This window comes from Streptomyces sp. Y2F8-2 (assembly GCF_014905555.1).
Classification (GTDB): Bacteria; Actinomycetota; Actinomycetes; order Streptomycetales; family Streptomycetaceae; genus Streptomyces; species Streptomyces cynarae.
The window spans coordinates 37,792-58,928 of record NZ_BNGS01000015.1 but is presented as its reverse complement, the minus strand read 5'-3'; the positions used below and the strand labels follow the sequence as shown (position 1 = coordinate 58,928).

The window sequence follows — 21,137 nt, the reverse complement described above, 5'->3', positions numbered from 1 at the left end:
GGTTGGGGACCCGACTCGGCCCTTGCGGACGGCCGGGGTTGCGGGCCGCCGCCGTCCGTCATGCCGAGTCAGACGCCTGACCATCTTTCGTCGGGGCACCGACAACGGACTGCAGGGCACGGACCAAGCACGTGGCGTCCGTTCTGGAGAGCGGGGCGAGGAACCGGCGTTCCATCTCCTCGCGGGCGGATTCGGCGTCGCGAAGGCGCTCCCGTCCGGTCGGCGTCAGCTGCACGATGTTCTTGCGTCGGTCCTGCGGACTGCGGCGCCGCTCGACGAGCTCCTTGCCCTCCAAAGCGTCGACGAGGGCCACCATCGTCGTGCGGTCGATGCCCAGCTTGCCCGCCGCTTCCAGTTGAGACAGCTCGTCATGCGCGTCGAGGACGGCAAGAACCACCAGTTCACGGCCGTCGATCCCGTACGGCGCCAAGGCCCGCGCCGACTCTTCGGTCAACCGCAGGTACGCGTGCTTGAGCAGATAACCGAGGCGGGAGGACAGGACCTCGGGCGGTGCGTCGCGGGTCATGGCCGTAGCATATCCAGAGGCTGATAGTCAGTTATGCTGACGATCAGCTACGTTGACGGTGCGTGCCGTCAACGGTGGCGTGTCGATTCGAAGGGCGCGTGGCAACCATGTCCGACCGGCAGCTCCCCTCTCTGACATTCGGAATCAAGACCACCCCGATGCGGGTTCCCTACGAGGACATCCTCCGCGTGTGGCAGGAGGCCGACGACCTGCCCGAAATCGCGGACGCCTGGCTGTGGGACCACCTCATGCCGATCGTCGGCCCGAAGGACGGGCAGATCCTCGAAGGATGGACGCTGCTGAGCGCCCTGGCCGCCAGAACCCGGCGGCTGCGCCTGGGCCTGCTGGTGACGAGCAACCGGATCAGGCCACCCGCCGTCCTCGGCAAGATCGCCACAACAGTCGACGTGATCTCCGGCGGCCGACTGATCATGGGCCTCGGCGTGGGCGGCACCGCGCAGCCACCCGACGCGGGTGGCATCGCAGGCGAGAATCCGGCCGTCGCGGAGTACGCGGCCTACGGCCTCACACTCGTCCCGCCCGCCGAAGGCATCGCCCGCTTGGAGGAAACCATCACCATCCTCCGCAGCATGTGGACGCGCGACGAGTTCGACTTCCACGGGCGCTACTACACCGTGACCGGTAACCGCAACGAGCCGAAACCTGTTCAGCAGTCAGGACCGCCCCTGCTGATCGGCGGCTGGGGAAACAGGACGCTCCGCCTGGTCGCCGAGCAGGCCGACATCTGGAACATCCCCGGACCGCCGCACAACACGCTGGACCACATCACCGAGCGCAGTGCCGTTCTCGACGACCACTGCGCCGCCATCGGCCGTGATCCGCGGACGATCACCCGCTCCGTGCAGTACATCGTCTCCTACGACGACCCGGCCACCGACCGCAAGGCCATCATGGAGCTCATCGCAGCGGGCGTGACGCACATCGTGCTGAGCCTGCGGAGCCCCTATCCCTCACGGGCCGCACGGTGGCTCGTCGACGAGATCATCACGCCAGTGCGCAGCGCAACCGGAGAATACCGATGACCCCGCTGTCCGCCACCCGGCAGGACACTGCCCTCGTGGTCTGCGTGCGCCCTGGCCCCGCCGCCTGGCTCAACTCACGGGGCCGGCCCGTACGACGTGGCCTGGTGCGCGGCGACGAGCGGGTTGATGCCGGCGGAGTCCATGAAGGTGACCTGCCGCACGTCGACCGCAGGTCGACCCGCCGGGAGAACCGGCCTGAAGCATCCGACAGCGTGGAGGGAAGCGTGGCACCGCACCAGCAGGCGGCCGGCTGCGCCTCGCGAGCGCCCAGGACTCCGTCCTGCGCACCCTGCACATCGTGGAACTCGACACGATCATCGACTGCCACCCCACCCTCCGCGACGCCCTCCACCGCTGACCGGCTCGGCCAGGCCTGGGCTTGTGGTTCTACCCGGCGTTGCCGCGGCGCGCGGTGGCGAAGCGGCGCTGGTAGGCCGCGGGGCTGATCGACAGCTCCCTGGCGAAGACTCTCCGCAGACTTTCGTAGCTGGGGAAGCCGGCGAGGGCGGCCGCCTGCGTGGCGGTGTGCCCTTGGTCAAGCAGGGCTTTGGCCATGTCGAAGCGTATCGATTCCACGAATCGGGCCGGGGTGGTGGACAACTCGTCGCGAAAGAGCCGGGTGAGATGGCGAGGGCTCAGGTTGAGGTGCTTCGCGAGTTCACCGAGTGAGTGGTTCCCCGGGGGATCCGCCGTCACCAGGTCGGTGATCTTACGGAGCGCCGGCGTGCGGGGTGGTGGTCCTTGCAGCGGTGCGGAGAACTGAGACTGGCCGCCCGAGCGCTGCAGGTAGACCACCAGGGCGCGGGCCACGTCGCGAGTGAGGTCGGGGCCGTGGTCCTCCTCCACGAGCGCCAGTGCCAGGTCGATGCCGGCGGTGACGCCCGCCGAGGTGTATGTGGTGCCGTCTCGCACATAGATCGCGTCGGGTTCGACGCGGGTGGTCGGACAGCGCGCGGCGAGCTGGTGAGTGACCTTCCAGTGCGTGGTCGCACGCTTGCCTTCCAGGAGACCAGCCGCGCCGAGGACGAAGGCTCCCGTGCAGATGGCGGCGGTCCTTGCCGCTCGGGCGGACAGGGTCTGAGCGGCCCGGGCCAGATCATGGGCGACCGGGGTACTCGGGTAGACGTCCGCGCCGGCCACAAGGAACGTGTGAGGATCCCGTTCGGATTGGATGTCGCCGTCGACCGCGATCCGGATCCCGTTGGATGAGACGACGTCCGCACCGTTCGGTGACACCAGCACGACCCGGTAGTGGGCACCAAACCGATTCGCCTCGGAGAACACCTCTGCGGGGCCGGCGACATCCAGCAGTTTGACCCCGTCGTACACCAGGATCGCGACCCGATGTGTGTGGGAGCTCATCGTCACCTTCCTTGCGTGTCTGGATTCGGGTGGTTCACGGCCGGACCGAGGCGGCGCGGAAGGCCGGGTGGTCGGCATCGTTGAAGAAAGCATCCGTCCAGTGCAGCAAGAGAAAGATACCCGAAGAGGCACAGAGCTCATGACCGAAATCGTCGCGGGCGTAGAGGTTCCCAAGACCCCGGCGGCCGCCGAAGCCACCCGGCTCATCCGGGAGAGAACCAGCCCCCTTATTTTCCACCACTCCCGGCGCGTCTTCTTCTTCGGCGTCATTCAGGCTCGCGAGCTCGGCCTGGAACCCGATCCCGAGCTGCTCTACCTGTCGGCTCTTTTCCACGATTCCGGCCTCTTGACGCCGTTTTCCGAAAAGGAGCAGCGGTTCGAACTGGACGGCGCCGACCACGCGCGCAAGTTTCTGCTCGACCATGGTTTCTCGACCGTGGCCACCGACACGGTGTGGATGGCGATTGCGCTGCACACGACGCCCGGAATACCGGGCCGGCTGGGACCGGAGATCGCCGCCACGAACTACGGAGTACTGACTGATGTGGTGGGCCTGGGGCTGGGCAGGATGGATCCCGGCGAGGTGGAGGAGATCACCTCCGTCCATCCGCGGGGTGACTTCAAGAACGAGTTTCTGCAGGCTTTCGTCGAAGGCCTCAAAAACCGTCCCGACACCACGTATGGAACCGTGAACCAGGACGTGCTTGAGCATTTCATTCCGGGTTTCCGGCGCACGACCATGGTCGAGCGCATCCTTGGTTCGCCTTGGCCCAAGTGACCGGCAAGCTCGCCGCACCGTGCCATGCGATGAATCGGCCATCGCCGTGCCCGCGGATGCCGCGAGGGGGCGTCGCTCAGCACCGGACCGACCAGCCCAAGATCACATGACCCCGTGGCCGGCCGGTCAGCCGCGTGCGAATGCGAGCAGGTCGGCGTTGAACCGATCCGCGAACTCGGGAACCATCGACAAGCCGTGCGGAGCACCCGGGTAGACCTTGAAGGTCGCGTCTTTGACGAGCTTTGACGATTTGTTCGCGGATGCCACGATGGGAACGATCTGGTCATCGTCGCCGTGAATGATCAGTGTGGGGATGTCGAATTTCTTCAGGTCCTCGGTGAGGTCGGTCTCGGAGAACGCCTTGATGCAGTCATGGGCGCCCTTGATGCCCACCGTCATGCTCCAGAGCCAGAACTCGTCGCGAGTCCCCTGCGAAACGGTCGATCCCTCGCGGTTGGCGCCGTAGAAGGGAGCACTGAGGTCCTTGTAGAACTGGGAACGGTCCGTGAGCACGCCTTTTCGGATGTCGTCGAAGACGTCGATCGGCAGCCCCTCCGGGTTCGCTTCCGTCTTGAGCATCAACGGGGGGATCGCGCCGAGCAGAACCGCCTTGGTGACACGACTCGTGCCGTGTCGGCCGATATAGCGCGTGACCTCTCCCCCACCGGTCGAGTGACCGACCAGGATGACGTCACGAAGGTCGAGGGCCTCGATGACCGAGGCCAGGTCCTCGGCGTACGTGTCGAGGTCGTTCCCCTGCCAGGGCTGGCCCGAGCGTCCACCCCCACGCCGGTCGTGGGCCACGACCCGGAAGCCGTTGTCCGCCATCAGCTTCAGCTGCGGATCCCACGCGTCCGCGATCAATGGCCAGCCGTGGGAAAAGACGACCGGCGGACCCGATCCCCAGTCCTTGAAGTAAATCTGCGTGCCGTCCTTGGCAGCGGCAAAGGCCATGATTGCCTCTCTAGCGCTTGTCCGGAATTCCGCCCTGCGTGGAATTCAGTGCCCGAGCCACACTTGGAATTGTCACGCCACGACCAGCAGCGGACGCGCATCGGGGGCGACGGAGAGGCCGGCAGCGGAAGGCGGCCGATGAGCACATCTGGCGTCCTACGCTACTCGGAAAGCCCCCCTTGAGCGCGTCGGGCGGCCTGCCGTGGAGCGGCGGGCACATGCGCGGCATAGTTGCAATATGTCCACTGATGGTTCTACAAGATCCTCAGCTGAAGAGTGGGCTGTGGAACCGGGTGACGTCCTGGCAGTGCTCAGTGCCGACATGAGGGTCTCCGTGTGGACCGGCGCCGCCGAGCGCCTATGGGGGCTATTCGGCTGACCAGGTGCTGCATCGTCCCGCCGAGCGGCTGCTGGTTTCGGAGGGGTCCTACGGCGCCTGCCACCTGTGCCGGCGCCCCATCGAGCGGGAACGGCTGATGATCCTGCCGCAGGTCCGCCACTGCGCCCCTTGCCGGCAGATCAGGGAGGCGATCCCGTGACCGGCAGCCCCCTCTGCGCACCGACGCCACCCGGCACCGACCTTGGCCGACGTGCCAGGCGCTGATGCGGCATCGCCCTGGCGAGGGGCAGCGCCCGCACCGCACCTGGATCGCCGGCAAGGGGCTCCTCACCGCCAGGCCGTCACCGCGCCGCCGGCGCCGACTGCCCCAGCCGCCGATCTGCCTGGTTCGCGGCTCCCCGGCGGGGGAACGCTCGCTGCGGCCGTGCCAACCGAAGCAGAGAGGCAAGGAGGAACCCATGTGCCGTCTGTTCGGTCTCAGCTGCGCCCCGCGGCGCGCCCACGCCACCTTCTGGTTGCTGGACGCCCCCGACAGTCTCAGCCGGCAGAGCCATCACGACCCGGACGGCACCGGCCTGGGGTACTTCGCCGCCGACGGCACCCCGCGCGTCGACAAGGCACCCATCGCGGCGTATCAGGACCGGGCCTTCGCCCAGGAGGCCAGGCGGGAGGAGTCGGCAACCTTCCTGGCCCATGTGCGCTTCGCCTCCACCGGCAGCCTGGACACCCGCAACACCCACCCCTTCGAGCAGGACGGGCGGCTCTTCGCGCACAACGGGGTCATCGAGGGTCTCGACAAGCTCGATGACCACCTCGGCGCGGACCGGTCGCTGGTCCAGGGCGACACCGATTCCGAGCGGTTCTTCGCCCTGATCACCCGGGAGACCCGCAAGCACGACGGTGACGTCTCTGCGGGTATCGAGCAGGCGGCCCGGTGGATCGCCGGGAACCTGCCCGTCTACGCCCTGAACCTGATCCTCATCACCTTCGACCAGCTGTGGGCGCTGCGCTATCCGGACACCCATGATCTGTACGTCCTCGAGCGCCGGGCGGGCGGCCAGCACGGCAACCGGCATCTCGACCACAGCGGCAGCCACGGCCGCATGCGCATCCACTGCGAGCACCTGACCGACCACCCCTCCGTCGTCGTAGCCAGCGAACGGATGGACGACAACCCCTACTGGCGCGAGATGCAACCCGGCGCCCTTCTTCACGTCGGCCCCGACCTGCACACCACCCACCGGATGATCCTGCCCGACGCCCCGGCACACCGGCTCAGCCTCGACGACCTGCGCCCCGACGCCGCCGCCTCCCAGACCGCCGCCTAGCGCGGGGATGTGACCCGCCTCCTCGGACAGCACGACGATCCGGTCCCCCGGTGTGCACGGCCGTGCCGGGCCCCGACTCGGCGTGCCGCACCCTGTCGTTCGAGACGTGGCGAACGGTGCCTGCCCGCGGTGCGGCGCGCCCGCTTCCGTCCCGTCCGGCTGGGGGGCGGAGGCCACGGGCCCGTCCGCTGGTGGGTGCGGGGGTCAGGGCAGGGTGAGGATGCGGGGGCCCTGGTCGGTGATGGCGACGGTGTGCTCGATGTGGGCGGCCCTGCTGCCGTCGGTGGTGCGCAGGGTCCAGCCGTCCGCATCGGTGCGGTAGGTGTCCTGTCCCCCGGCCATGAGCATGGGTTCGATGGCGAGGACCAAGCCATGGCGGAGGGGGAAACCGCGGCCGGGGCGGCCCCGGTTGGGCACGTGGGGGTCTTCGTGCATACGGCGGCCGATGCCGTGGCCGCCGAAGTCGGTGGGCATCCCGCAGCGGGCCTTGTGGGCGACCGCGCCGATGGCGTGTGAGATGTCGCCGATGCGGCCGCCCACTCGGGCGGCGGCGATGCCGGCGTCCAGGGCCTGCCGGGTGGCGTCGATCAGGTCCACGTCGGCGGGGCGCGGGGTTCCGACGGTGAAGGTGATGGCGGCGTCGCCCGTCCAGCCGTCGAGCTGGGCGCCGCAGTCGATGCTCACCAGATCGCCGTCCCTCAGACGGTAGTCGGTGGGGATGCCGTGGACCACGGCGTCGTTGACCGAGGTGCAGATCACCGCGGGGAAGGGGGTGGGGGCGAAGGACGGCCGGTATCCGAGGAAGGGCGATCGGGCTCCGGCCTCGGCCAGGACGGCGCGGGCCGCCTCGTCGAGTTCCCGCAGGGACACCCCTACCCGGGCTGCCTCCCGGGCGGCGGCCAGAGCCCGGGCCACCACGCGTCCGGCTTCCCGCATCGCGTCCAGCGCGGCATCGGTCTTGATCTCCACCATGTGCTGTGACTCCCCACCCAAGATGACCCAATACTTATACCGGTATTAGTATCACGGTCATGGTGAGGACTCCACTGACCCCGTGGGAACGAGAACGCGGCGAGCGGTTCGGCGCGCTGCTGCGTCAGGCGCGCGGCGACCGGAGCATGACGGAGGTGGCGGCTGCGGCAGGAGTCTCTGCAGAGACGCTGCGCAAGATCGAGACAGGCAGGGCTCCCACACCAGCCTTCTTCACCGTCGCGGCTCTGGCCGCCGCCCTCCAGGTCTCCCTGGACGAGCTGGCGGCCGCCTGCGCACACGATCCGGACTGGCAGGAGTCGGCACTCTCGGCCTGAGGGCAAACGTCGGCGCGGGCGACGCACGTCGGTGACGGCAGCGTGCTCGACTCGGTCGTTCGGCGGGCCGTCGCGGTCAGGCGACGCAGTGCTGCCGGGGCTGACGGGCACCAGGTGACTGTTCGACGCCTTCGCCTCGAAGGAGCAGACGTTGCACGCCAACGCGGGCACACACAAGGAGCTGCCCAGGTTCAGGGCCGTCAGCGCGTTCAGGTTCTTCACCCGGCACTTCGGCCGAGCAGTCACCTCGACCGGCCTGATGCGAGCGGTCGCGGCGTCACCTCCAGATGCGCGCGGCACGCATCGAGGAATTCCATTCGGCGACGAGGAACCGCGGCAGAAGTCGCAAGAATGAACCGCAGGGAAAACCGGAAAGGCGGGGACGTGAAAAATGAGGGGTAAACAGACTGGGGCCCGCGCCTTGAGAGCGCGGGCCCCAGCCACGTCATACGCGTGTCAGCGTCAGGCAGGAACGATGTTCTCCGCCTGCGGGCCCTTCTGGCCCTGTGTCACGTCGAAGGTCACCTTCTGGCCCTCCTGAAGCTCGCGGAAGCCGGAGGTGGCGATGTTCGAGTAGTGCGCGAACACGTCGGCGCCGCCGCCGTCCTGCTCGATGAAGCCGAAGCCCTTTTCCGCGTTGAACCACTTCACGGTGCCAGATGCCATATTCGATACTCCCTAGGCGAATGCCGGGATCCGCACTGCGCAGACCCGAGTCGCCGCGATGATCACCATCCGGAGTGCCGGAAAACCTGGAGGGTTCTCATAGAAAAACTCCGGCAACCAAAGCCGCAACTGCTGTCACGTTAACACAGGCGCACGCGGAATGCCCGCGCCTTCTTCCATCCTGACCCAGCGGGGACAGTATTCCGTACCCGCGGAGATGAAGAGGCTTTCGCGATCCGGTGGGTAATTCTGCAACGGCGGTGACAGATATTCACTCACGCGGACTGTTCAGCTCACGGTTGTCACCCATACCGGAGCCGCCCAGCATGCGGCGCATCTCCTCGTTCAGGCGCCGGGCCTCTTCCAGCTGGTCTTCAAGGCTGATGATGCGGCACGCGGCCTCGACGGGAGTTCCCTGGTCGACGAGCTCGCGGGCGCGGGCGACGAGACGCAACTGGTGGCGGGAGTAACGGCGGTGGCCGCCCTCCGAGCGCCGCGGAGTGATCAGCTTGGCCTCACCGACGGCCCGGAGAAAGGCGGGCGTGATGCCGAGGACGTCGGCAGCGCGACCCATGGTGTAGGCGGGGTAGTCCTCGTCGTCGAGGTTACCGGCGGGCGAGTTCTCGGCGGGCATGGCACCTTCGTTTCGGGAACACTGCCGGGGACCCGGACAGGGCCGGTGCCGCGCTCGCAAGACGATGCGGCACCAACGACACCAACCACCTGCGGTCCCTCCTTGTGGTACCCCGGCAGCCACAACCCTAGCGCCACGACGCCCACATACCTGATACCGCCCGTGCAGACTTCCCGGCCTGCTGCGGTACGACCGCCCGGCAGGCGTGTGAGAGCGGGTACCGGACGGGTCCGGCGCGGACGTCACGGCCACCGGCCCCGAACCCCACCAGGAACACCAACGAGGGGTTCTGCGCTCGTGCTTCGCGCTGCTGCTGTCGGCGAAGGATCTTGCTGAGCCGTACGGGGCGTCTCCCGCAACACTTCCCACACGACTCCCCCGCGACGTGTGCGGTCACGGGACGCAGATCTCCGCAGAAGGGACCCCGACGTTGCGCCGATCGGTGGCTGGTTGGTGCGAGGCAGCCCACTCGTCGTTGTGCGGCACATCGACCGCCCTCCCCGTCCCGGCGGGCCCGCCGCTCGCCGACACCGGCAACGCCCCCTTCCCCGCCACCACCGTCGACCTCCCGGCGGGAAGCACTCTTGCCATCAGCACAGCCTCCCTGGCCGAGAAAGTGCTCACGCCGTCCGCGCCACTGCGCTCGCTACTCGATGAGAGCAGAGACCGGACCTTGTCCGACCTGTGCGACCACATCGCCTACGCGCTGACGAACAGCCGGCCGGCAGGCGAGACCCTCATGCTCCTCGCCCGCGTCCAAGCCATCCCGACGGACAACGTCCTCACCTGCCCCCTCCCGGCCGGCCCGGAGGCCGCACCCCTCGCGCGCGCCGCAGTACGTGACCGGCTCGCGACCTGGAACATCGACGAGGAGACCGCCTTCACCACCGAGCTCATCGCCAGCGAACTCGTCGGCAGCGCCGTCCGCTACGGGTCCCCACCCCTTCAATTGCGCCTCATCCACGACCAGGTGCTCACCTGTGAGGTCAGGGACGCAGTGCCCAGTGCCCCCCACGTCAAGCACGCCCGCATTGTCGACGAGCGCGGACGTGGGCTGTTCATCATCGCCAGCCTCGCCGATCACTGGGGCACCCGCTACCACGAAGGGGGAAAGACCGTCTGGGCACAGCAGTCCACGAACCGGGCGGCGGCCTCGCCGCGGAAGCGCTGAACCACACAGCCCGCCCAGCGGGCCGCCGATCAGCTCGACGTACGTCTGACCCGGGCACGGGCCCGTGGCTGTAGTACCCGGACGGCGACATCGTCAACCTCTGGAGTCGATGTCGTGGGAGCGCAGCACCGGCTCGCACAGCCCCTCATGCGATCGCCACCGCCGTGGGGCCGGCGGCCGGGTCCGGGCAGACGGCCTCAGGCCCGTGGTCGTCTACGGATGGGTGGGGGCGGGGACCAAGCCGTCTGCGACCAGGCCGGCCAGGACGGCCTCGCTGAGGGCGTGCACGGCGGACTGGGGGCGGACCATGACGGTGAACTCCTTGATCCGGCCGTCGTCATCGAAATGCAGCAGGTCGATGCCGTGGATCTCCTTGCCGCCCGCCTTGGCGCGGAAGAGCAGCACTGTGGACGGCGCGGTACTGGCGTCGGTGCTGGTCTGCGCGGTGCCGACATGGTCGCCGATGTACCGGAAGTCCTCGAAGGTGCGCAGCAGGACCCCGAAAAGTCCCATCACCATCGGCTTGCCCTCGAAGGGCGTGAACTTCACGGGGCTGTAGAAGCGGATGTCGTCGGTGAACAGGTCGTCCAGGGCCGCGAGGTCCTGGTTGTCGACGGCTGCGCGGAAACGGGCTGCGGCGTTCACGGGCCCACACCTCCATAGTCATGAACGTGATTAGTCATTTTTATGACTATCATGAGCGACTGGTACAGCGACAGAGGTATGTGGGGAGCGACTCCATGGCACTACGGCACGCCGTGCTGGCGGCGCTGCTCGACGGCGAGCTCAGCGGCTACCAGCTGGCCAAGGCGTTCGACGTCGGTGTGGCCAACTTCTGGTACGCCCAGCCTCAGCAGCTCTACGCCGAGCTGACCCGGCTCGAGAAGGAAGGGCTGGTCGCGGGTCGGGAGGTGGTGCAGGAGAGCCGGCCGAACAAGCGGCTGTTCCACGTGACCGACGCCGGCCTGGCCGAGCTGGAGAACTTCACGGCCGCCTCCGCCAAACCGGCCTTCATTCGCGACGACCTGCTCGTCAAGGTCCAGGCCGCCGACCGCGTCGACACCGACGCCCTGATCGCCGAGCTGGCCGAACGCGCCACCGTCGCCCAGGCCAAGATCGACCTCTTCGGCGCACTGCTGCGCCGCCTGCGGGGCGACCTTACGGAGAAGGAGTTCCTCCGCCACGGCGACCGCATCGGCCCGTACCTGACCTGCCTGCGCGGCCTGGCCTTCGAGCAGGAAAACCGCGACTGGTGCACGCATACGATCGCGGTCCTCCAGGAGAGGCGGCAGGCCCGTGCCCGGCGCTGATCCGGCGCACTGCCGTCATGTCGCCCTGAACGGCAGCCGGACCGAGTGCCTCGGCGACGGCGACGACACCACTGGCTTGCGCGGCTTCGCCGACCGCCGTGTGCGCTGTGGTGCGGAAGACGCCCATCTCGGCGGCGACATCAGGGACCGCAAGAGCCTGAAAATCAGCGAGCCGTAAGTCAGCGGGTCGCGAAGAACTGCAAGGCCGTGTCGGCGTCCCGCTGCTGCTGCGGCCACTGGGCAGCCGGGCCGGCCGCCAGAACCGCGTACAACTTGCCGTTGTCGGCGGTGAAGGCGTACTCCACCACCTTTCGGCGCTCCCCCTGTTTCACGCTGTCGTAGGCATAGACCAGCCGGGCCACGTCGTCCCCCACCGCACGGGACGCGCCGCCCGTGTCGGGAGCGCGGTCCAAGCTCACCTCCTCGTACCCGGGCTGGCCCGCGAGATTCTCGGAGGACTTGCTGACCGCGTCGTAGGCCGACATCCCGGCCTCCGTGACGACGAAGACCTGGAGAAGCCTGCGGTCGCCGTCCGTGGCGTAGAAGATGCCGTTCGAGCGGACGCTGCGCTGCCAGCCGTCCGGTACGGCCATGGTGAAGCCGTCGGGGTCGTCCACGCTGTGATAGCCCTCGGGCGGGCCTGACGCCTCCGCCGACAGGGAGGCGGAGGCCGAGTCGCCGGGGCTCGAACCGCCCGTGGCCGGGTTCGAGAACGCCGAGCCGCTTGCGAGTGGCGAGGGGCTCGCCGTCGCACGGACCGTTGCCGCACCGTCGCCGCCGGCCAGCTTCACCACGGCGAAAGCCGACCCGAGGCCGACCATCGCGACGCCCGCCACAACCTTCCACCACAAGGCACTCCGGTTGCCGGACGGCTGTGGGGCCTGCGGCGCGAGCACCGTGGCCTCCTGCCACCCGGCATCGGGCCGTCCCGGGGGCACCGGGGGCGGGTTCTCCGGGCGGGCCGGCACCGGCGGCGCGGTGGGAGGGGAAGGACGCGTCGTGTCGTACTCCCAGCGCTGGGAGTCCTCGTTCCAGTACCGCTGGCCCCGGTTCATCGCACGCTCACTGGGCCAGCAGCCCCGCCACCGCACCCGCGGAGGCAAGGACGTTCAGCAAGGACTGGGAGTCGTCCAGCAGCCGGCGCAGGCGCTCACGCCGGGTCGGGCCGGCCTGACCCGTGCTGGTGATCTCTTCCTCGGTGCCGGCGAGTTCGGCGTCCAGCGCGACGGTCTGCTCGGTGCCGCGCACCCGGGTCAGGTCGGCGCGGAGCTCGCGCACGGCGGCCAGCAGCTTCTCGGTCGCCTCGTCGGTCCGCAGCCCGGCGCCGTGGTGGCTGACGGCGCTGGCGTGGCTGCCGATGGCGAACGTGCTGCCGGACACGTCACCGATGGACACGTTCGGCTCACGCGGGTCGGTCATCGCTCCCCGTTCCTCTCTGCGGCTCGGTGCCGCTGCTGGCGGTGGCGTGGGTGCCGACGGCAAAGGTGGAGTCCTGCACCGAGTCGATGTTCACGCCGCCGTTGCTGATGTTGACGATCTTCTGGACGAACTCGCCGGTCTGGTAACCGGCTTCGGCCAGGGCGGTGCGCACGCCGTGCGCGATCCGGTCCTGGATGGTGCGCAGGTAACGGTCGACGTCCATCTTCTGGAACAGCGACCCCTCCGGCGCCGAGCCCAGCTCGCGTACCGACACAGCCGGGCCCTCCGGCAGCGCGCCTGAGTTGCCCGCGGTCAGCAGACGCCAGCCGAAGCCGCCCAGCCGCAACAGGTGCCCGATGGCGACGCCCGCGGAGCGCACGATCCGGGGAGCGGCGTAAGTGGCCTTGCCGAAACGGTTGTTGTGGGCGTAACGGTGGGCGACCCGGTCGGCGTCCTTGAAGTCCTCCCGGACCGGGGCGAGCACGTGCGGGGCGATCTCCAGCATCAGCATCCGGCCCTGGGTGTGGACGCGCACGAAGACGCTGACGACCACTTCGTCGTCCCAGCCACCGACCCGTACCCGCAGGAAGTGCCGCCGCTTCTCGGCCCCCTCCTCGACCGCCTGAGCCCGGAACGCCTCGAACTCCTCGGCGTTGTAGGTGACGTCGTCGCGGTGCATCAGCCCCTCGACGGGCAGGAAGACACACTCGTCGATCTCCAGCTGGCGCAGCCGGTCGCGCACCGTGTGCCGGGCGGTCTCGGGGGACTCGCGCAGCTGTTCCAGCAGCGGCCGCACCGTGTCCAGGACGGCCCGGTTGCTCAGTGGGCGCTGCTTGCGCATCCCGTCGGGCCGCAGTTCCACGGCGAGCACCCAGGGGTCGTACGCGCTGCCCGCGCCGCAGAACGGACGCGCCTCGTGGTACATGATCAGCGCCTGGTGCTGCTCGGTGCGGATGCGCTGGAGCATCCGCCGGAACCGCGTGCCCTCCGAGTTGAATGCCGGGTCGGCCGCGGCGTCCGGGAAGCGCGTGGGGTGCAGCTCCTGCGTCAGCGAGCGGGTGACCTGTGCACGCTGGGCGGCGATGCAGAACCCGATGAGCACCAGCACGGCCACCGCCAGCCACGCCTGCAGGGCACCGAAGTCGCTCCCGGACGGGAGGAGGGCGTTGCCCGACGTGGGGTCCGGCCCGGACGAGCCGTAGTCGCCTCCGCCCGATGAGGAGTCGGAGCCGACGCCGAAGGCCAGAGACACCGTGAGGACCAGGAAGTACGCTCCGGAGAGCAGCCCCTGCAAGCGCAGCAGCCAGGCCAGGAAGCGCCGGTACAGCGGCGGGTTCTCGCTCCTGCCCCGCACCCACGACGCGATGGCGAGGTCCACCCCGCAGGCAAGGAACAAGAGAAGCAGGCCCTCACTGAGTGCCGCACCGATCACCCACAGCAGAAGGATGCCCAGGTCCCAGCTCAGCTCCAGGCGGCGGGCGCGCAGGGCGTGGGCGAGGACGCGGGCGGCGTCGAAGCCGACCGAAGGGGCCGCGATGCGCTGCTCGTTGAGATACAGCTCCTCGATGACGCGGTGGCGGAAGTCGGAATCCAGGTAGGTGCCCGCGCACAGCAGCCGGGTGGGCTCACTCGCGTACAGGGCCGTGGCCGCAGTCGGCTTCGAGGCAGGCACGGGCGGCTGTGACTGGTGCGGCACGTAGGCGGTACTCACGCCCATCCCCCGATGGTCGAACATGCTGACGCCACGGCCCGTTTGCCCGGCGCCCTGTTTGATGAGCAAGCAGCATAGAACAACGGGCAGATCGCCAACCGCCAGAACCTGACGTTCACCGGCCGCCGTGGTCAATGGAGTTGGCGCCCGTCACCCGCACGAGAGTGCCCGCGGGCCGGCCCGTGCGCGCGGACGAGGGAAACTGCTGCATGCCGCGAACGTGGCGCGGCACTCGGGCACGGCGACCCGAACACCAGCGCCGCGTACCGCCGCGCGGTCGAGGCGCTCTACGCGGTCGCCTGTACCGTCAAGTTCGCAAGCAGAGGCGACCTTGGCAAGGACTTCGTCGTGGGCCCACTCGAGGGACTGTGGTGGGCGGACGACATGGAGGCGGGGTTGCACCACGAGGTCTACCTCAGCGACCCGCGCAGGACTGCTCCCGCCAAGCTCAGGACGATTCTGCGGCAACCCGTAGAGCGCAATCCGGTTGAGTGATGCCGGCGGGGCAGCGGTTACCGATGTCCGTGCAAGGTGGTGTGGGTTCCGGGTACCCGAGACGCAGGGTGCGTCCCGGGCGTTTCTCCTTTCCTGCGCCCGGGTGGTCCGGGATGATCCAGCCTACGGCTGCGTGGCACGGTGCTGCGCCGCCCGACGATTGACGAGGGAGACCGACATGGCCACGGGCACGGTGAAGTGGTTCAACGCGGAAAAGGGCTTCGGCTTCATCGAGCAGGACGGCGGCGGCCCTGACGTGTTCGTCCACTACTCGGCCATCACCGGCGGCGGCTACCGGGAACTGCATGAGGGCCAGAAAGTCCGCTTCGACGTCACTCAGGGGCAGAAGGGGCCGCAGGCCGAGAACGTCACGCCGGCCTGAGCGACAACACCGACTTACGCCAGAGCGTCTGTGAGCTGTACGCACTTCGGCCTGCCCCGCCAGGGCTGCTTCCGGTGTTTTTCAGCTCTTGTCCCAGGAGCAGGCCGGCTGCCCCAGGGTGGCGTTGACCTCTTCCAGGACGATCAGCAGCCGCGGGCCGACGGTGTCCGGGGCGGCGCCGACGCCGATTTCGTCGGCGACGACCGTTCTCGGGTTCTGCTGCGCCTGCCGCGGTACCGCTCCTACGACACGTCACCGGGCCGGTACGCCGGAAGAGCGTGGGAGGGTGTGGCGATGCGGGGGTTGGCGCTCGTCCCCGGGAGCGTCCCCCGCGGACGGCCGCAGAAGGTACTCGGCTTCCGCAAGTATCTCGGTCACCCGCAGACCGAACGCGGCATCGCAGGGATGTGGCCGGCCGGAACGAGCGGCGGCGCACAGGGCGTCCACCGCCCGGCCGAGGACCGGGACCACGCCGCCTGAACTCTCCGGCAGCAACGCCACCCCGGCCTCTCCGCGCAGCTCGACGGCCGCTCCTGCCGCCGCGGGCGGCGCCGTGAGGCTCAGCGTCATGGTGCTGGACGCGCCGCCGACATGGTCGAGGACCACGTGGACGGTGTCCGCGGGGCCGTGCGCAGCGGCTGCCACCCGCCTTACGTCGCCCAGCACCGGCAGCAGCACGGACAGTGCGTGCGGGCCGACGTCCCACAAGGCGCCCTTCTCCCGCCGCCACGGCGATGCCGCGAAGGGGCTGTCGCCGGTGAACACCGCGCCCAGCCACTGCGCCTGCGCGGTGAACCAGCCCCCGAGTCCGGTCTGTTCTGCGATCCAGGCGTCCGTCTCGGTCTGGAAGCGCGTCGTGAAGAAGACCACCGAGGCCACGCCCGCCTCCCGCACGGCGTCGACCACTGCCTGTCCCTGCGCCACCGTCGCGGCCAGGGGCTTGTCGAGCAGCAGGTGACACCCGGCCCGCGCGGCTCGCACCGCCACCTCGGCCTGCACGTCAGGAGGAAGGGCCACGGCGACCGCGTCCACGTCGGCGAGCAGCGCGTCCATGTCTTCGTAGGCCCGCGTGCCGTGGCGGTCGGCGAGCTCCTTGGCCGCGCTCGCCCGGCGCCCCCACACGCCCACGAAGTCCAGTCCGTCATGCCCGCTCAACGCGGGTGCGTGGGCTGCCTGAGCCCAGGGGCCGGTACCGAGCAGCCCGATGCGCATGCCGTCGCCTCTCCACTCTGACGATCAAGGTGACAACCGGCGCCTGGAGCGTCCGGTCATTGCCGAGCGTGCCACACCTACCGGCAACAATGCGCCTTCCCCTGGGGGAAGAGCGACCAGTGGGTGGCAGCATCCGACATCGGCACAAGGTCGATCCGACGGTGGTCGGTGAACGAACGCCCCACCTCTCCTGTGTCGTGGGGAAGGCAGGGCGCCAGGTGTGCCCACTGCTCGTCGGTCAGCAGGCGGGTGCGCCCGCTCGTGGTCACCGAGGCTGGTAGGCGGTGACCAGCACGGAGACCGTGACCCGCTCGGGCAGCAGGCCGTCGTCGCTCACGTCCGCACGGCTCACGTGGCGTGCGCTCGGCGTCATCGCCACCAAGTCCACGGCATCCGTCCCGGTCAGGGTCGCGTGGTACTCAAGTTGTTCGGCGACGGTGGCCTCGAAGAAGGGATCCAGCGCCCGGTGCAGGCGCTGTTCCTTGGCCGGGTCGATCGCGACCATCGCAGGCAGTCGGCCGCGCAGCTCGGCCAGGTGCCGTCCGGTGGGACGGACCACGATCAACCGGCCAGTCGGCCGGAGCACTCGGTGGAACTCGGCCGGGTTGCGCGGGGCGAACACGTCCAACACCACATCGGCGACCCCGTCGGCAAGCGGGAAGGGACGGAAGGCGTCCCAGGCCGCCGCGGAGGCTCGTTCATGGGCACGGGCTGCCGAGCGCAGCGCGCGCACCGATGTGTCCAGACCCAGACCACGGGCGTCGGGCAACTGGTCGAGCACGCCGGCCAGGTAGTAGCCCGTGCCGCACCCCACATCCAGAACCGTGGCCTGCTCAGGCACAGCATCGGACGCCAGGCGGGCCGCGACCTCGCGGATGGGCGCGTACGTACCGGTGGACAGGAACCGGTCCCGGGCCTGGGCCATGGCTGCGTCGTCGCCGCTGGTGGCACGGGTGCCCGTCAGCAGGCCGGCGTAGCCGTGGCGGGCGATATCGAAGGTGTGACCCACCGGGCAGCGCAGTGCGCAGCGTTCGGGGTGCAGGCGGCGGGTGCGGCACGTTGGGCAGCGCAGCATGTCGAGAGACAGTTCGAGGGCAGGGGGAAGCAACACGGACACGGGGCACTCCTGGTAAGCGTGAGGGAAGGAAGCCGTGCCTGCATGCGCACTCAGAAAGTCGCTGCCTCAGAAAGTCGCTGCCTCAGGAAGCAACGGCCGGCACCGGGAACGTGGTGCATGCAGCAGGCACACCAAGGAGGGCGACGCCCTCCGGCATCGCCCTCAACGCCTTCCGGTCACAGGAAGCAGCAGTGGGGGGTGCTCATGAATGCCATGCCGTCAGTCTACGAGCATGCTTTCCGCAGGCGGAACGCCAGGTCGGTTTTCCGCCAGCGCCCGACGGTGGGGCCCGCAATGCTCGTGGCCATGAACCGACTTGAGGGAAACGTGGCCTTGATCACGGGCGGAAGCCGGGGCATCGGTGCCGCTGTGGCCTTACGACTGGCCGAAGAAGGCGCCGATGTCGTCCTGACCTATGAGAAGAGCGCGGAACGCGCCACCGAGGTGGTGGAGCAGATCAAGGCCACCGGGCGCCGGGCACTGGCCATCCAGGCCGACAGTGCGGTACCTGAGGCACTCACCGCAGCGGTCGACGAGGCCGCCGCGGTGTTCGGCAGACTCGACATCCTGGTCAACAACGCCGGCGTCTTCCTCGTCGGCCCACTCGAGGACTTGGGCCCGGCAGAGATCGAGCGCACCCTGGCGGTCAACGTCCGGGCGCCGTTCGCCGCGGCCCAGGCGGCAGTGCGTCATATGGGCCAGGGCGGCCGCATCATCAGTATCGGCAGCAATGTCGCCGAACGTGCGGTCTTCCCCGGACTGGCGCTGTACTCGATGAGCAAGACGGCTCTCGTCGGAATGACCAAGGGCCTGGCCCGGGAACTCGGCCCACGTGGAGTCACCGTCAATCTGGTGCACCCGGGCCCCACCGATACGGACGCCAACCCCGCCGACGGGCCGAACGCCGAGACGATCGCCGGCTTCACCGCTGTGGGCCGCTATGCGGAAGCGGCCGAGATCGCGGCCACCGTCGCCCATCTGGCAAGCGCGGACGGCAGGTACATCACCGGAGCCTCGATCCATGTCGACGGCGGCTTCACCGCCTGATGCGCGAGTTCGCCTGCCCGCGCTTCCGCACATCAAGTGTGCAGTGCTGCCGAAGATCAGTCGCCGGGTCGGAACCGGAGCGCCGACCAGGTGTCGTCGATGGCAATCTGCCGCACGGGGCGCACGCCCCGCTCGGAAAGCGCTGCGGCCAGGGTGTCGCGGTTCAGATCCGTTCCGAGCTTCCCACCCTTGGGGTAGGCCACCCAGGCGAGGGCATCGCGCTGCGCCGCGGCCAGCGCCGCCTGCGCGTTCGCCCCGAGGAGGTCGCCGGAGGTGGTCACGAAGGCGAGCACCGCATCGGCCGAAGCCGCGTCGCTCGTGGCGTCGATCTCCAAGTGGACGTCGTTGGGCTTGCCCAGTACTACGACACTCTGACCGGGCCTGAGCTGCAGCCTACTGATGACGGACACCCCTTGATCCTGCCACCTCGGCGCGGGCGGTGCCCAGCCCGACCACCCTTTTCCGGGACGGCGTGCGGGATCTGGAGCCCGCGCGGGTACGCGCGGAGATCGCGGAGGAGTAAGCACGTTCGGCGAGCATGCGACCGGGGCGGACCCGTGGGCGCCGCCGCCGGGCCGGAACACATGGATACAGCCCCTGACCTTGGTGAACAGTGGTGCCTTCGCCATGCCATGGGGCCGCGCGCTGTGGGAAACACCGAGCGCGACCCGTCAGGGGCACCGGCGCGCGTTGAGCCGCGCGGCCTGGCGCGTCAGGTAGTCGCGCTCGGCGAGGTTGGGTGCCTGTCGGGCCGCCTCGGCGTACAGCCGTGCCGCTGTCGCCAGGTCGCCGGCCCGCTCGTGGAGGTACGCCGCCACCGCGGCGTGGCGGGGCAGTGAGTCGTCCAGCGCGGCGAGCGCCGCCAGCCCGGCGCGGGGTCCGTCCGCCTCGCCGACGGCGACTGCGCGGTTGAGCCGGACGACCGGGCTGCCGGTCAGGCGCACGAGCTCGTCGTACCACTCGACGATCTGGACCCAGTCGGTCTCCTCTGCGGTGGGCGCATCGGCATGGAGTGCCGCGATGGCGGCTTGGGCCTGGAATTCGCCCAGCCGGTCGCGGGCGAGGGCCGCCTGCAGGATCCCGACGCCCTCGGCGATCGACTCGGTGTCCCACCGACCGCGGTCCTGCTCGGCGAGCGGTACCAGGCTGCCGTCGGGCGCGGTCCGGGTGGCGCGCCGGGCGTGGTGGAGCAGCATGAGGGCGAGCAGCCCCGCCACCTCGGGGTGGTCGATGGCGGCCGCCAGCTGCCGGGTGAGCCGGATGGCTTCGGCGGCGAGGTCGACGTCGCCGGAGTACCCCTCGTTGAAGACCAGGTAGAGGACGCGCAGCACGGTGGCGACGTCGCCGGGCTGGTCGAACCGCACGCCGGAGACGGTGCGTTTGGCACGGCTGATGCGCTGGGCCATGGTCGCCTCGGGCACCAGGTAGGCCTGGGCGATCTGGCGGGTGGTGAGCCCGCCGACGGCGCGCAGCGTGAGCGCGACCGCGGACGACGGCGTCAGCGACGGGTGGGCGCACAGGAAGTAGAGCTGGAGCGTGTCGTCCACCGCGGGTGCGGGGCCGGGCGTCGGCTCCTCTTCGACGAGGTCCTCACGCCGGCGGCGGGCGGCGTCCGCCCGGGTCGCGTCGAGGAACCGGCGCCAGGCCACGGTGACCAGCCAGCCCTTGGGGTCCCGCGGTGGGTCGGCCGGCCAGACGCGGACCGCCTCGACCAGCGCGTCCTGCACGGCGTCCTCGGCCGCCGCGAAGTCGGCTCCGCGGCGGACGAGGATGGCGAGCACGCTCGGCGTGAGGCTCCGGAGCAGGGCCTCGTTCATCGATGAGGACACTCCGTGATGGTGGGCGGTGCGGCCAGGAACGGGCGCAGTTCGAGCCACTCGTGGATCGGCTTCCCGCCCGCTCCGGGGGCGGCCGACAGTTCCCCGGCCAGTTCGACGGCACGCTCGTAGCTGTCGACGTCGATCACCATCCAGCCGGCGATGAGGTCCTTGGTCTCGGCGAACGGGCCGTCGGTGACCGGGGGCCGCCCTTCGCCGTCGTATCGGACCCACGTCCCCTCGGGGGCGAGCGCCTGACCGTCGACGAACTCGCCGGTCTTCTCGAGCCGGGCCGCGAAGTCCTGCATGTACTGCACGTGCGCCGAGATCTCCTCCGGGGCCCACTGGTCCATGGGCACGTCGTTGACCGGAGTCGGAGCGCCGCGGTAGTGCTTGAGCAGCAAGTACTTGGCCATCGTGTGTCTCCTCGGTGCTGGTGCGCCCCATTGTGGTCGCTTTCACTGCGGGGACGGAGCCAGGAACCGGTTCTCGACATCGCCGTCCGGATTTTTTCGACG

The 21,137-nt window shown here is 69.4% G+C and carries 25 protein-coding genes and 1 pseudogene; 11 read left to right on the top strand and 15 right to left on the bottom strand.

Going from position 1 to position 21,137, the window contains the following annotated elements:
• Positions 1–58: 58 nt before the first annotated feature.
• Positions 59–526, bottom strand: a complete 468-nt coding sequence (locus SY2F82_RS36395; protein WP_200423378.1) for a MarR family winged helix-turn-helix transcriptional regulator — start codon at positions 524–526, stop codon at positions 59–61.
• Positions 527–633: 107 nt separating this feature from the next.
• Here SY2F82_RS36395 and SY2F82_RS36390 point away from each other — a divergent pair, with 107 nt between their 5' ends.
• Positions 634–1,569 (top strand): LLM class flavin-dependent oxidoreductase, encoded by a 936-nt coding sequence (locus SY2F82_RS36390; RefSeq protein WP_200423453.1) that lies wholly within the window; start codon positions 634–636, stop codon positions 1,567–1,569.
• 387 nt (positions 1,570–1,956) lie between these two features.
• On the opposite strand, the gene SY2F82_RS36385 is transcribed toward SY2F82_RS36390, so the two are convergent.
• Entirely contained in the window at positions 1,957–2,931 is a 975-nt protein-coding gene (locus SY2F82_RS36385; protein WP_200423377.1) for a GlxA family transcriptional regulator, read from the bottom strand.
• A gap of 139 nt (positions 2,932–3,070) precedes the next feature.
• Between SY2F82_RS36385 and SY2F82_RS36380 the strand changes: the two genes are divergently transcribed.
• Complete coding sequence (locus tag SY2F82_RS36380) at positions 3,071–3,709, top strand: HD domain-containing protein (protein ID WP_200423452.1); 639 nt, start codon at positions 3,071–3,073, stop codon at positions 3,707–3,709.
• 126 nt (positions 3,710–3,835) lie between these two features.
• On the opposite strand, the gene SY2F82_RS36375 is transcribed toward SY2F82_RS36380, so the two are convergent.
• A complete protein-coding gene (locus SY2F82_RS36375) occupies positions 3,836–4,663 on the bottom strand; it encodes an alpha/beta fold hydrolase (protein WP_200423376.1) in 828 nt (275 codons plus the stop codon).
• Positions 4,664–5,046: 383 nt separating this feature from the next.
• Here SY2F82_RS36375 and SY2F82_RS36370 point away from each other — a divergent pair, with 383 nt between their 5' ends.
• Positions 5,047–5,202, top strand: coding sequence for a TraR/DksA C4-type zinc finger protein (locus SY2F82_RS36370; protein ID WP_200423375.1), 156 nt, complete (start codon positions 5,047–5,049; stop codon positions 5,200–5,202).
• Between the two features lie 259 nt (positions 5,203–5,461).
• Positions 5,462–6,331: a class II glutamine amidotransferase gene (locus tag SY2F82_RS36365; protein ID WP_200423374.1), complete on the top strand. Its 870-nt coding sequence runs from the start codon at positions 5,462–5,464 to the stop codon at positions 6,329–6,331.
• 204 nt (positions 6,332–6,535) lie between these two features.
• On the opposite strand, the gene map is transcribed toward SY2F82_RS36365, so the two are convergent.
• Positions 6,536–7,303: a type I methionyl aminopeptidase gene (gene map, locus SY2F82_RS36360; protein ID WP_200423373.1), complete on the bottom strand. Its 768-nt coding sequence runs from the start codon at positions 7,301–7,303 to the stop codon at positions 6,536–6,538.
• Between the two features lie 59 nt (positions 7,304–7,362).
• Between map and SY2F82_RS36355 the strand changes: the two genes are divergently transcribed.
• Positions 7,363–7,638, top strand: a complete 276-nt coding sequence (locus tag SY2F82_RS36355; RefSeq protein ID WP_200423372.1) for a helix-turn-helix domain-containing protein — start codon at positions 7,363–7,365, stop codon at positions 7,636–7,638.
• A 462-nt stretch (positions 7,639–8,100) separates the two neighbouring features.
• Here the strand turns inward: SY2F82_RS36355 and SY2F82_RS36350 are convergent, their stop codons facing one another.
• Both SY2F82_RS36350 and SY2F82_RS36345 read right to left on the bottom strand, forming a co-directional pair.
• On the bottom strand, positions 8,101–8,304 hold the full coding sequence (locus SY2F82_RS36350) for a cold-shock protein (RefSeq protein ID WP_007383480.1): 204 nt from the start codon (positions 8,302–8,304) through the stop codon (positions 8,101–8,103).
• A gap of 271 nt (positions 8,305–8,575) precedes the next feature.
• Positions 8,576–8,938: a MerR family transcriptional regulator gene (locus SY2F82_RS36345; RefSeq protein ID WP_200423371.1), complete on the bottom strand. Its 363-nt coding sequence runs from the start codon at positions 8,936–8,938 to the stop codon at positions 8,576–8,578.
• A gap of 475 nt (positions 8,939–9,413) precedes the next feature.
• On the opposite strand from SY2F82_RS36345, the gene SY2F82_RS36340 reads away from it, so the two are divergent.
• A complete protein-coding gene (locus tag SY2F82_RS36340) occupies positions 9,414–10,109 on the top strand; it encodes an ATP-binding protein (protein ID WP_200423370.1) in 696 nt (231 codons plus the stop codon).
• A 213-nt stretch (positions 10,110–10,322) separates the two neighbouring features.
• Here SY2F82_RS36340 and SY2F82_RS36335 read toward each other — a convergent pair whose 3' ends face one another.
• Positions 10,323–10,754: a nuclear transport factor 2 family protein gene (locus SY2F82_RS36335; RefSeq protein WP_200423369.1), complete on the bottom strand. Its 432-nt coding sequence runs from the start codon at positions 10,752–10,754 to the stop codon at positions 10,323–10,325.
• Positions 10,755–10,849: 95 nt separating this feature from the next.
• Between SY2F82_RS36335 and SY2F82_RS36330 the strand changes: the two genes are divergently transcribed.
• Positions 10,850–11,419: a PadR family transcriptional regulator gene (locus SY2F82_RS36330; RefSeq protein ID WP_200423368.1), complete on the top strand. Its 570-nt coding sequence runs from the start codon at positions 10,850–10,852 to the stop codon at positions 11,417–11,419.
• Positions 11,406–11,516: pseudogene (locus tag SY2F82_RS36325) on the top strand (SGNH/GDSL hydrolase family protein); the annotation flags it as partial. The gene SY2F82_RS36330 and the pseudogene SY2F82_RS36325, both read left to right, overlap by 14 nt.
• Positions 11,517–11,598: 82 nt before the next feature.
• Here the strand turns inward: SY2F82_RS36325 and SY2F82_RS36320 are convergent.
• From SY2F82_RS36320 to SY2F82_RS36310, 3 genes are read right to left on the bottom strand one after another with little or no spacing between them, the layout of a single operon-like run.
• On the bottom strand, positions 11,599–12,474 hold the full coding sequence (locus SY2F82_RS36320) for a hypothetical protein (protein ID WP_200423367.1): 876 nt from the start codon (positions 12,472–12,474) through the stop codon (positions 11,599–11,601).
• Between the two features lie 7 nt (positions 12,475–12,481).
• Complete coding sequence (locus SY2F82_RS36315; RefSeq protein ID WP_200423366.1) at positions 12,482–12,838, bottom strand: hypothetical protein; 357 nt, start codon at positions 12,836–12,838, stop codon at positions 12,482–12,484.
• Positions 12,822–14,549: a hypothetical protein gene (locus tag SY2F82_RS36310; protein ID WP_200423451.1), complete on the bottom strand. Its 1,728-nt coding sequence runs from the start codon at positions 14,547–14,549 to the stop codon at positions 12,822–12,824. Before SY2F82_RS36310 ends, SY2F82_RS36315 begins: the two co-directional genes overlap by 17 nt.
• 348 nt (positions 14,550–14,897) lie before the next feature.
• Between SY2F82_RS36310 and SY2F82_RS39985 the strand changes: the two genes are divergently transcribed.
• Together SY2F82_RS39985 and SY2F82_RS36300 are read left to right on the top strand one after the other, a co-directional pair.
• Positions 14,898–15,044, top strand: a complete 147-nt coding sequence (locus tag SY2F82_RS39985; RefSeq protein ID WP_236042007.1) for a hypothetical protein — start codon at positions 14,898–14,900, stop codon at positions 15,042–15,044.
• 178 nt (positions 15,045–15,222) lie between these two features.
• Positions 15,223–15,426: a cold-shock protein gene (locus tag SY2F82_RS36300; protein WP_200423365.1), complete on the top strand. Its 204-nt coding sequence runs from the start codon at positions 15,223–15,225 to the stop codon at positions 15,424–15,426.
• A 252-nt stretch (positions 15,427–15,678) separates the two neighbouring features.
• Here the strand turns inward: SY2F82_RS36300 and SY2F82_RS36295 are convergent, their stop codons facing one another.
• Both SY2F82_RS36295 and SY2F82_RS36290 read right to left on the bottom strand, forming a co-directional pair.
• Positions 15,679–16,638, bottom strand: a complete 960-nt coding sequence (locus tag SY2F82_RS36295) for a Gfo/Idh/MocA family protein (RefSeq protein ID WP_200423364.1) — start codon at positions 16,636–16,638, stop codon at positions 15,679–15,681.
• A 265-nt stretch (positions 16,639–16,903) separates the two neighbouring features.
• Positions 16,904–17,755, bottom strand: a complete 852-nt coding sequence (locus SY2F82_RS36290) for a methyltransferase domain-containing protein (protein ID WP_200423363.1) — start codon at positions 17,753–17,755, stop codon at positions 16,904–16,906.
• A 306-nt stretch (positions 17,756–18,061) separates the two neighbouring features.
• On the opposite strand from SY2F82_RS36290, the gene SY2F82_RS36285 reads away from it, so the two are divergent.
• The gene (locus SY2F82_RS36285; protein WP_200423450.1) at positions 18,062–18,802 is read left to right on the top strand and encodes an SDR family NAD(P)-dependent oxidoreductase; all 741 of its coding nucleotides are present in this window, start codon (positions 18,062–18,064) and stop codon (positions 18,800–18,802) included.
• 56 nt (positions 18,803–18,858) lie between these two features.
• Here SY2F82_RS36285 and SY2F82_RS36280 read toward each other — a convergent pair whose 3' ends face one another.
• The 3 genes from SY2F82_RS36280 to SY2F82_RS36270 all read right to left on the bottom strand — a co-directional run bounded on the left by SY2F82_RS36280 (position 18,859) and on the right by SY2F82_RS36270 (position 21,035).
• On the bottom strand, positions 18,859–19,212 hold the full coding sequence (locus tag SY2F82_RS36280) for a hypothetical protein (protein WP_200423362.1): 354 nt from the start codon (positions 19,210–19,212) through the stop codon (positions 18,859–18,861).
• A gap of 261 nt (positions 19,213–19,473) precedes the next feature.
• Positions 19,474–20,619, bottom strand: coding sequence for an RNA polymerase sigma factor (locus SY2F82_RS36275; protein WP_200423361.1), 1,146 nt, complete (start codon positions 20,617–20,619; stop codon positions 19,474–19,476).
• A complete protein-coding gene (locus tag SY2F82_RS36270) occupies positions 20,616–21,035 on the bottom strand; it encodes a YciI family protein (RefSeq protein ID WP_200423360.1) in 420 nt (139 codons plus the stop codon). The genes SY2F82_RS36275 and SY2F82_RS36270 overlap by 4 nt, the downstream gene beginning before the upstream one ends.
• Positions 21,036–21,137 lie beyond the last annotated feature (102 nt).

Bases quoted from the DNA above. Each gene is read 5' to 3' on its own strand.
- SY2F82_RS36395 (WP_200423378.1), bottom strand. From the start codon at position 526: ATGACCCGCGACGCACCGCCCGAGGTCCTGTCCTCCCGCCTCGGTTAT.
- map (WP_200423373.1), bottom strand. From the start codon at position 7,303: ATGGTGGAGATCAAGACCGATGCCGCGCTGGACGCGATGCGGGAAGCC.
- SY2F82_RS36385 (WP_200423377.1), bottom strand. From the start codon at position 2,931: ATGAGCTCCCACACACATCGGGTCGCGATCCTGGTGTACGACGGGGTC.
- SY2F82_RS36320 (WP_200423367.1), bottom strand. From the start codon at position 12,474: ATGAACCGGGGCCAGCGGTACTGGAACGAGGACTCCCAGCGCTGGGAG.
- SY2F82_RS36300 (WP_200423365.1), top strand. From the start codon at position 15,223: ATGGCCACGGGCACGGTGAAGTGGTTCAACGCGGAAAAGGGCTTCGGC.
- SY2F82_RS36390 (WP_200423453.1), top strand. From the start codon at position 634: ATGTCCGACCGGCAGCTCCCCTCTCTGACATTCGGAATCAAGACCACC.
- SY2F82_RS36285 (WP_200423450.1), top strand. From the start codon at position 18,062: ATGAACCGACTTGAGGGAAACGTGGCCTTGATCACGGGCGGAAGCCGG.
- SY2F82_RS36380 (WP_200423452.1), top strand. From the start codon at position 3,071: ATGACCGAAATCGTCGCGGGCGTAGAGGTTCCCAAGACCCCGGCGGCC.
- SY2F82_RS36355 (WP_200423372.1), top strand. From the start codon at position 7,363: ATGGTGAGGACTCCACTGACCCCGTGGGAACGAGAACGCGGCGAGCGG.
- SY2F82_RS36275 (WP_200423361.1), bottom strand. From the start codon at position 20,619: ATGAACGAGGCCCTGCTCCGGAGCCTCACGCCGAGCGTGCTCGCCATC.
- SY2F82_RS36365 (WP_200423374.1), top strand. From the start codon at position 5,462: ATGTGCCGTCTGTTCGGTCTCAGCTGCGCCCCGCGGCGCGCCCACGCC.
- SY2F82_RS36315 (WP_200423366.1), bottom strand. From the start codon at position 12,838: ATGACCGACCCGCGTGAGCCGAACGTGTCCATCGGTGACGTGTCCGGC.
- SY2F82_RS36295 (WP_200423364.1), bottom strand. From the start codon at position 16,638: ATGCGCATCGGGCTGCTCGGTACCGGCCCCTGGGCTCAGGCAGCCCAC.
- SY2F82_RS36345 (WP_200423371.1), bottom strand. From the start codon at position 8,938: ATGCCCGCCGAGAACTCGCCCGCCGGTAACCTCGACGACGAGGACTAC.
- SY2F82_RS36375 (WP_200423376.1), bottom strand. From the start codon at position 4,663: ATGGCCTTTGCCGCTGCCAAGGACGGCACGCAGATTTACTTCAAGGAC.
- SY2F82_RS36330 (WP_200423368.1), top strand. From the start codon at position 10,850: ATGGCACTACGGCACGCCGTGCTGGCGGCGCTGCTCGACGGCGAGCTC.
- SY2F82_RS36350 (WP_007383480.1), bottom strand. From the start codon at position 8,304: ATGGCATCTGGCACCGTGAAGTGGTTCAACGCGGAAAAGGGCTTCGGC.
- SY2F82_RS36270 (WP_200423360.1), bottom strand. From the start codon at position 21,035: ATGGCCAAGTACTTGCTGCTCAAGCACTACCGCGGCGCTCCGACTCCG.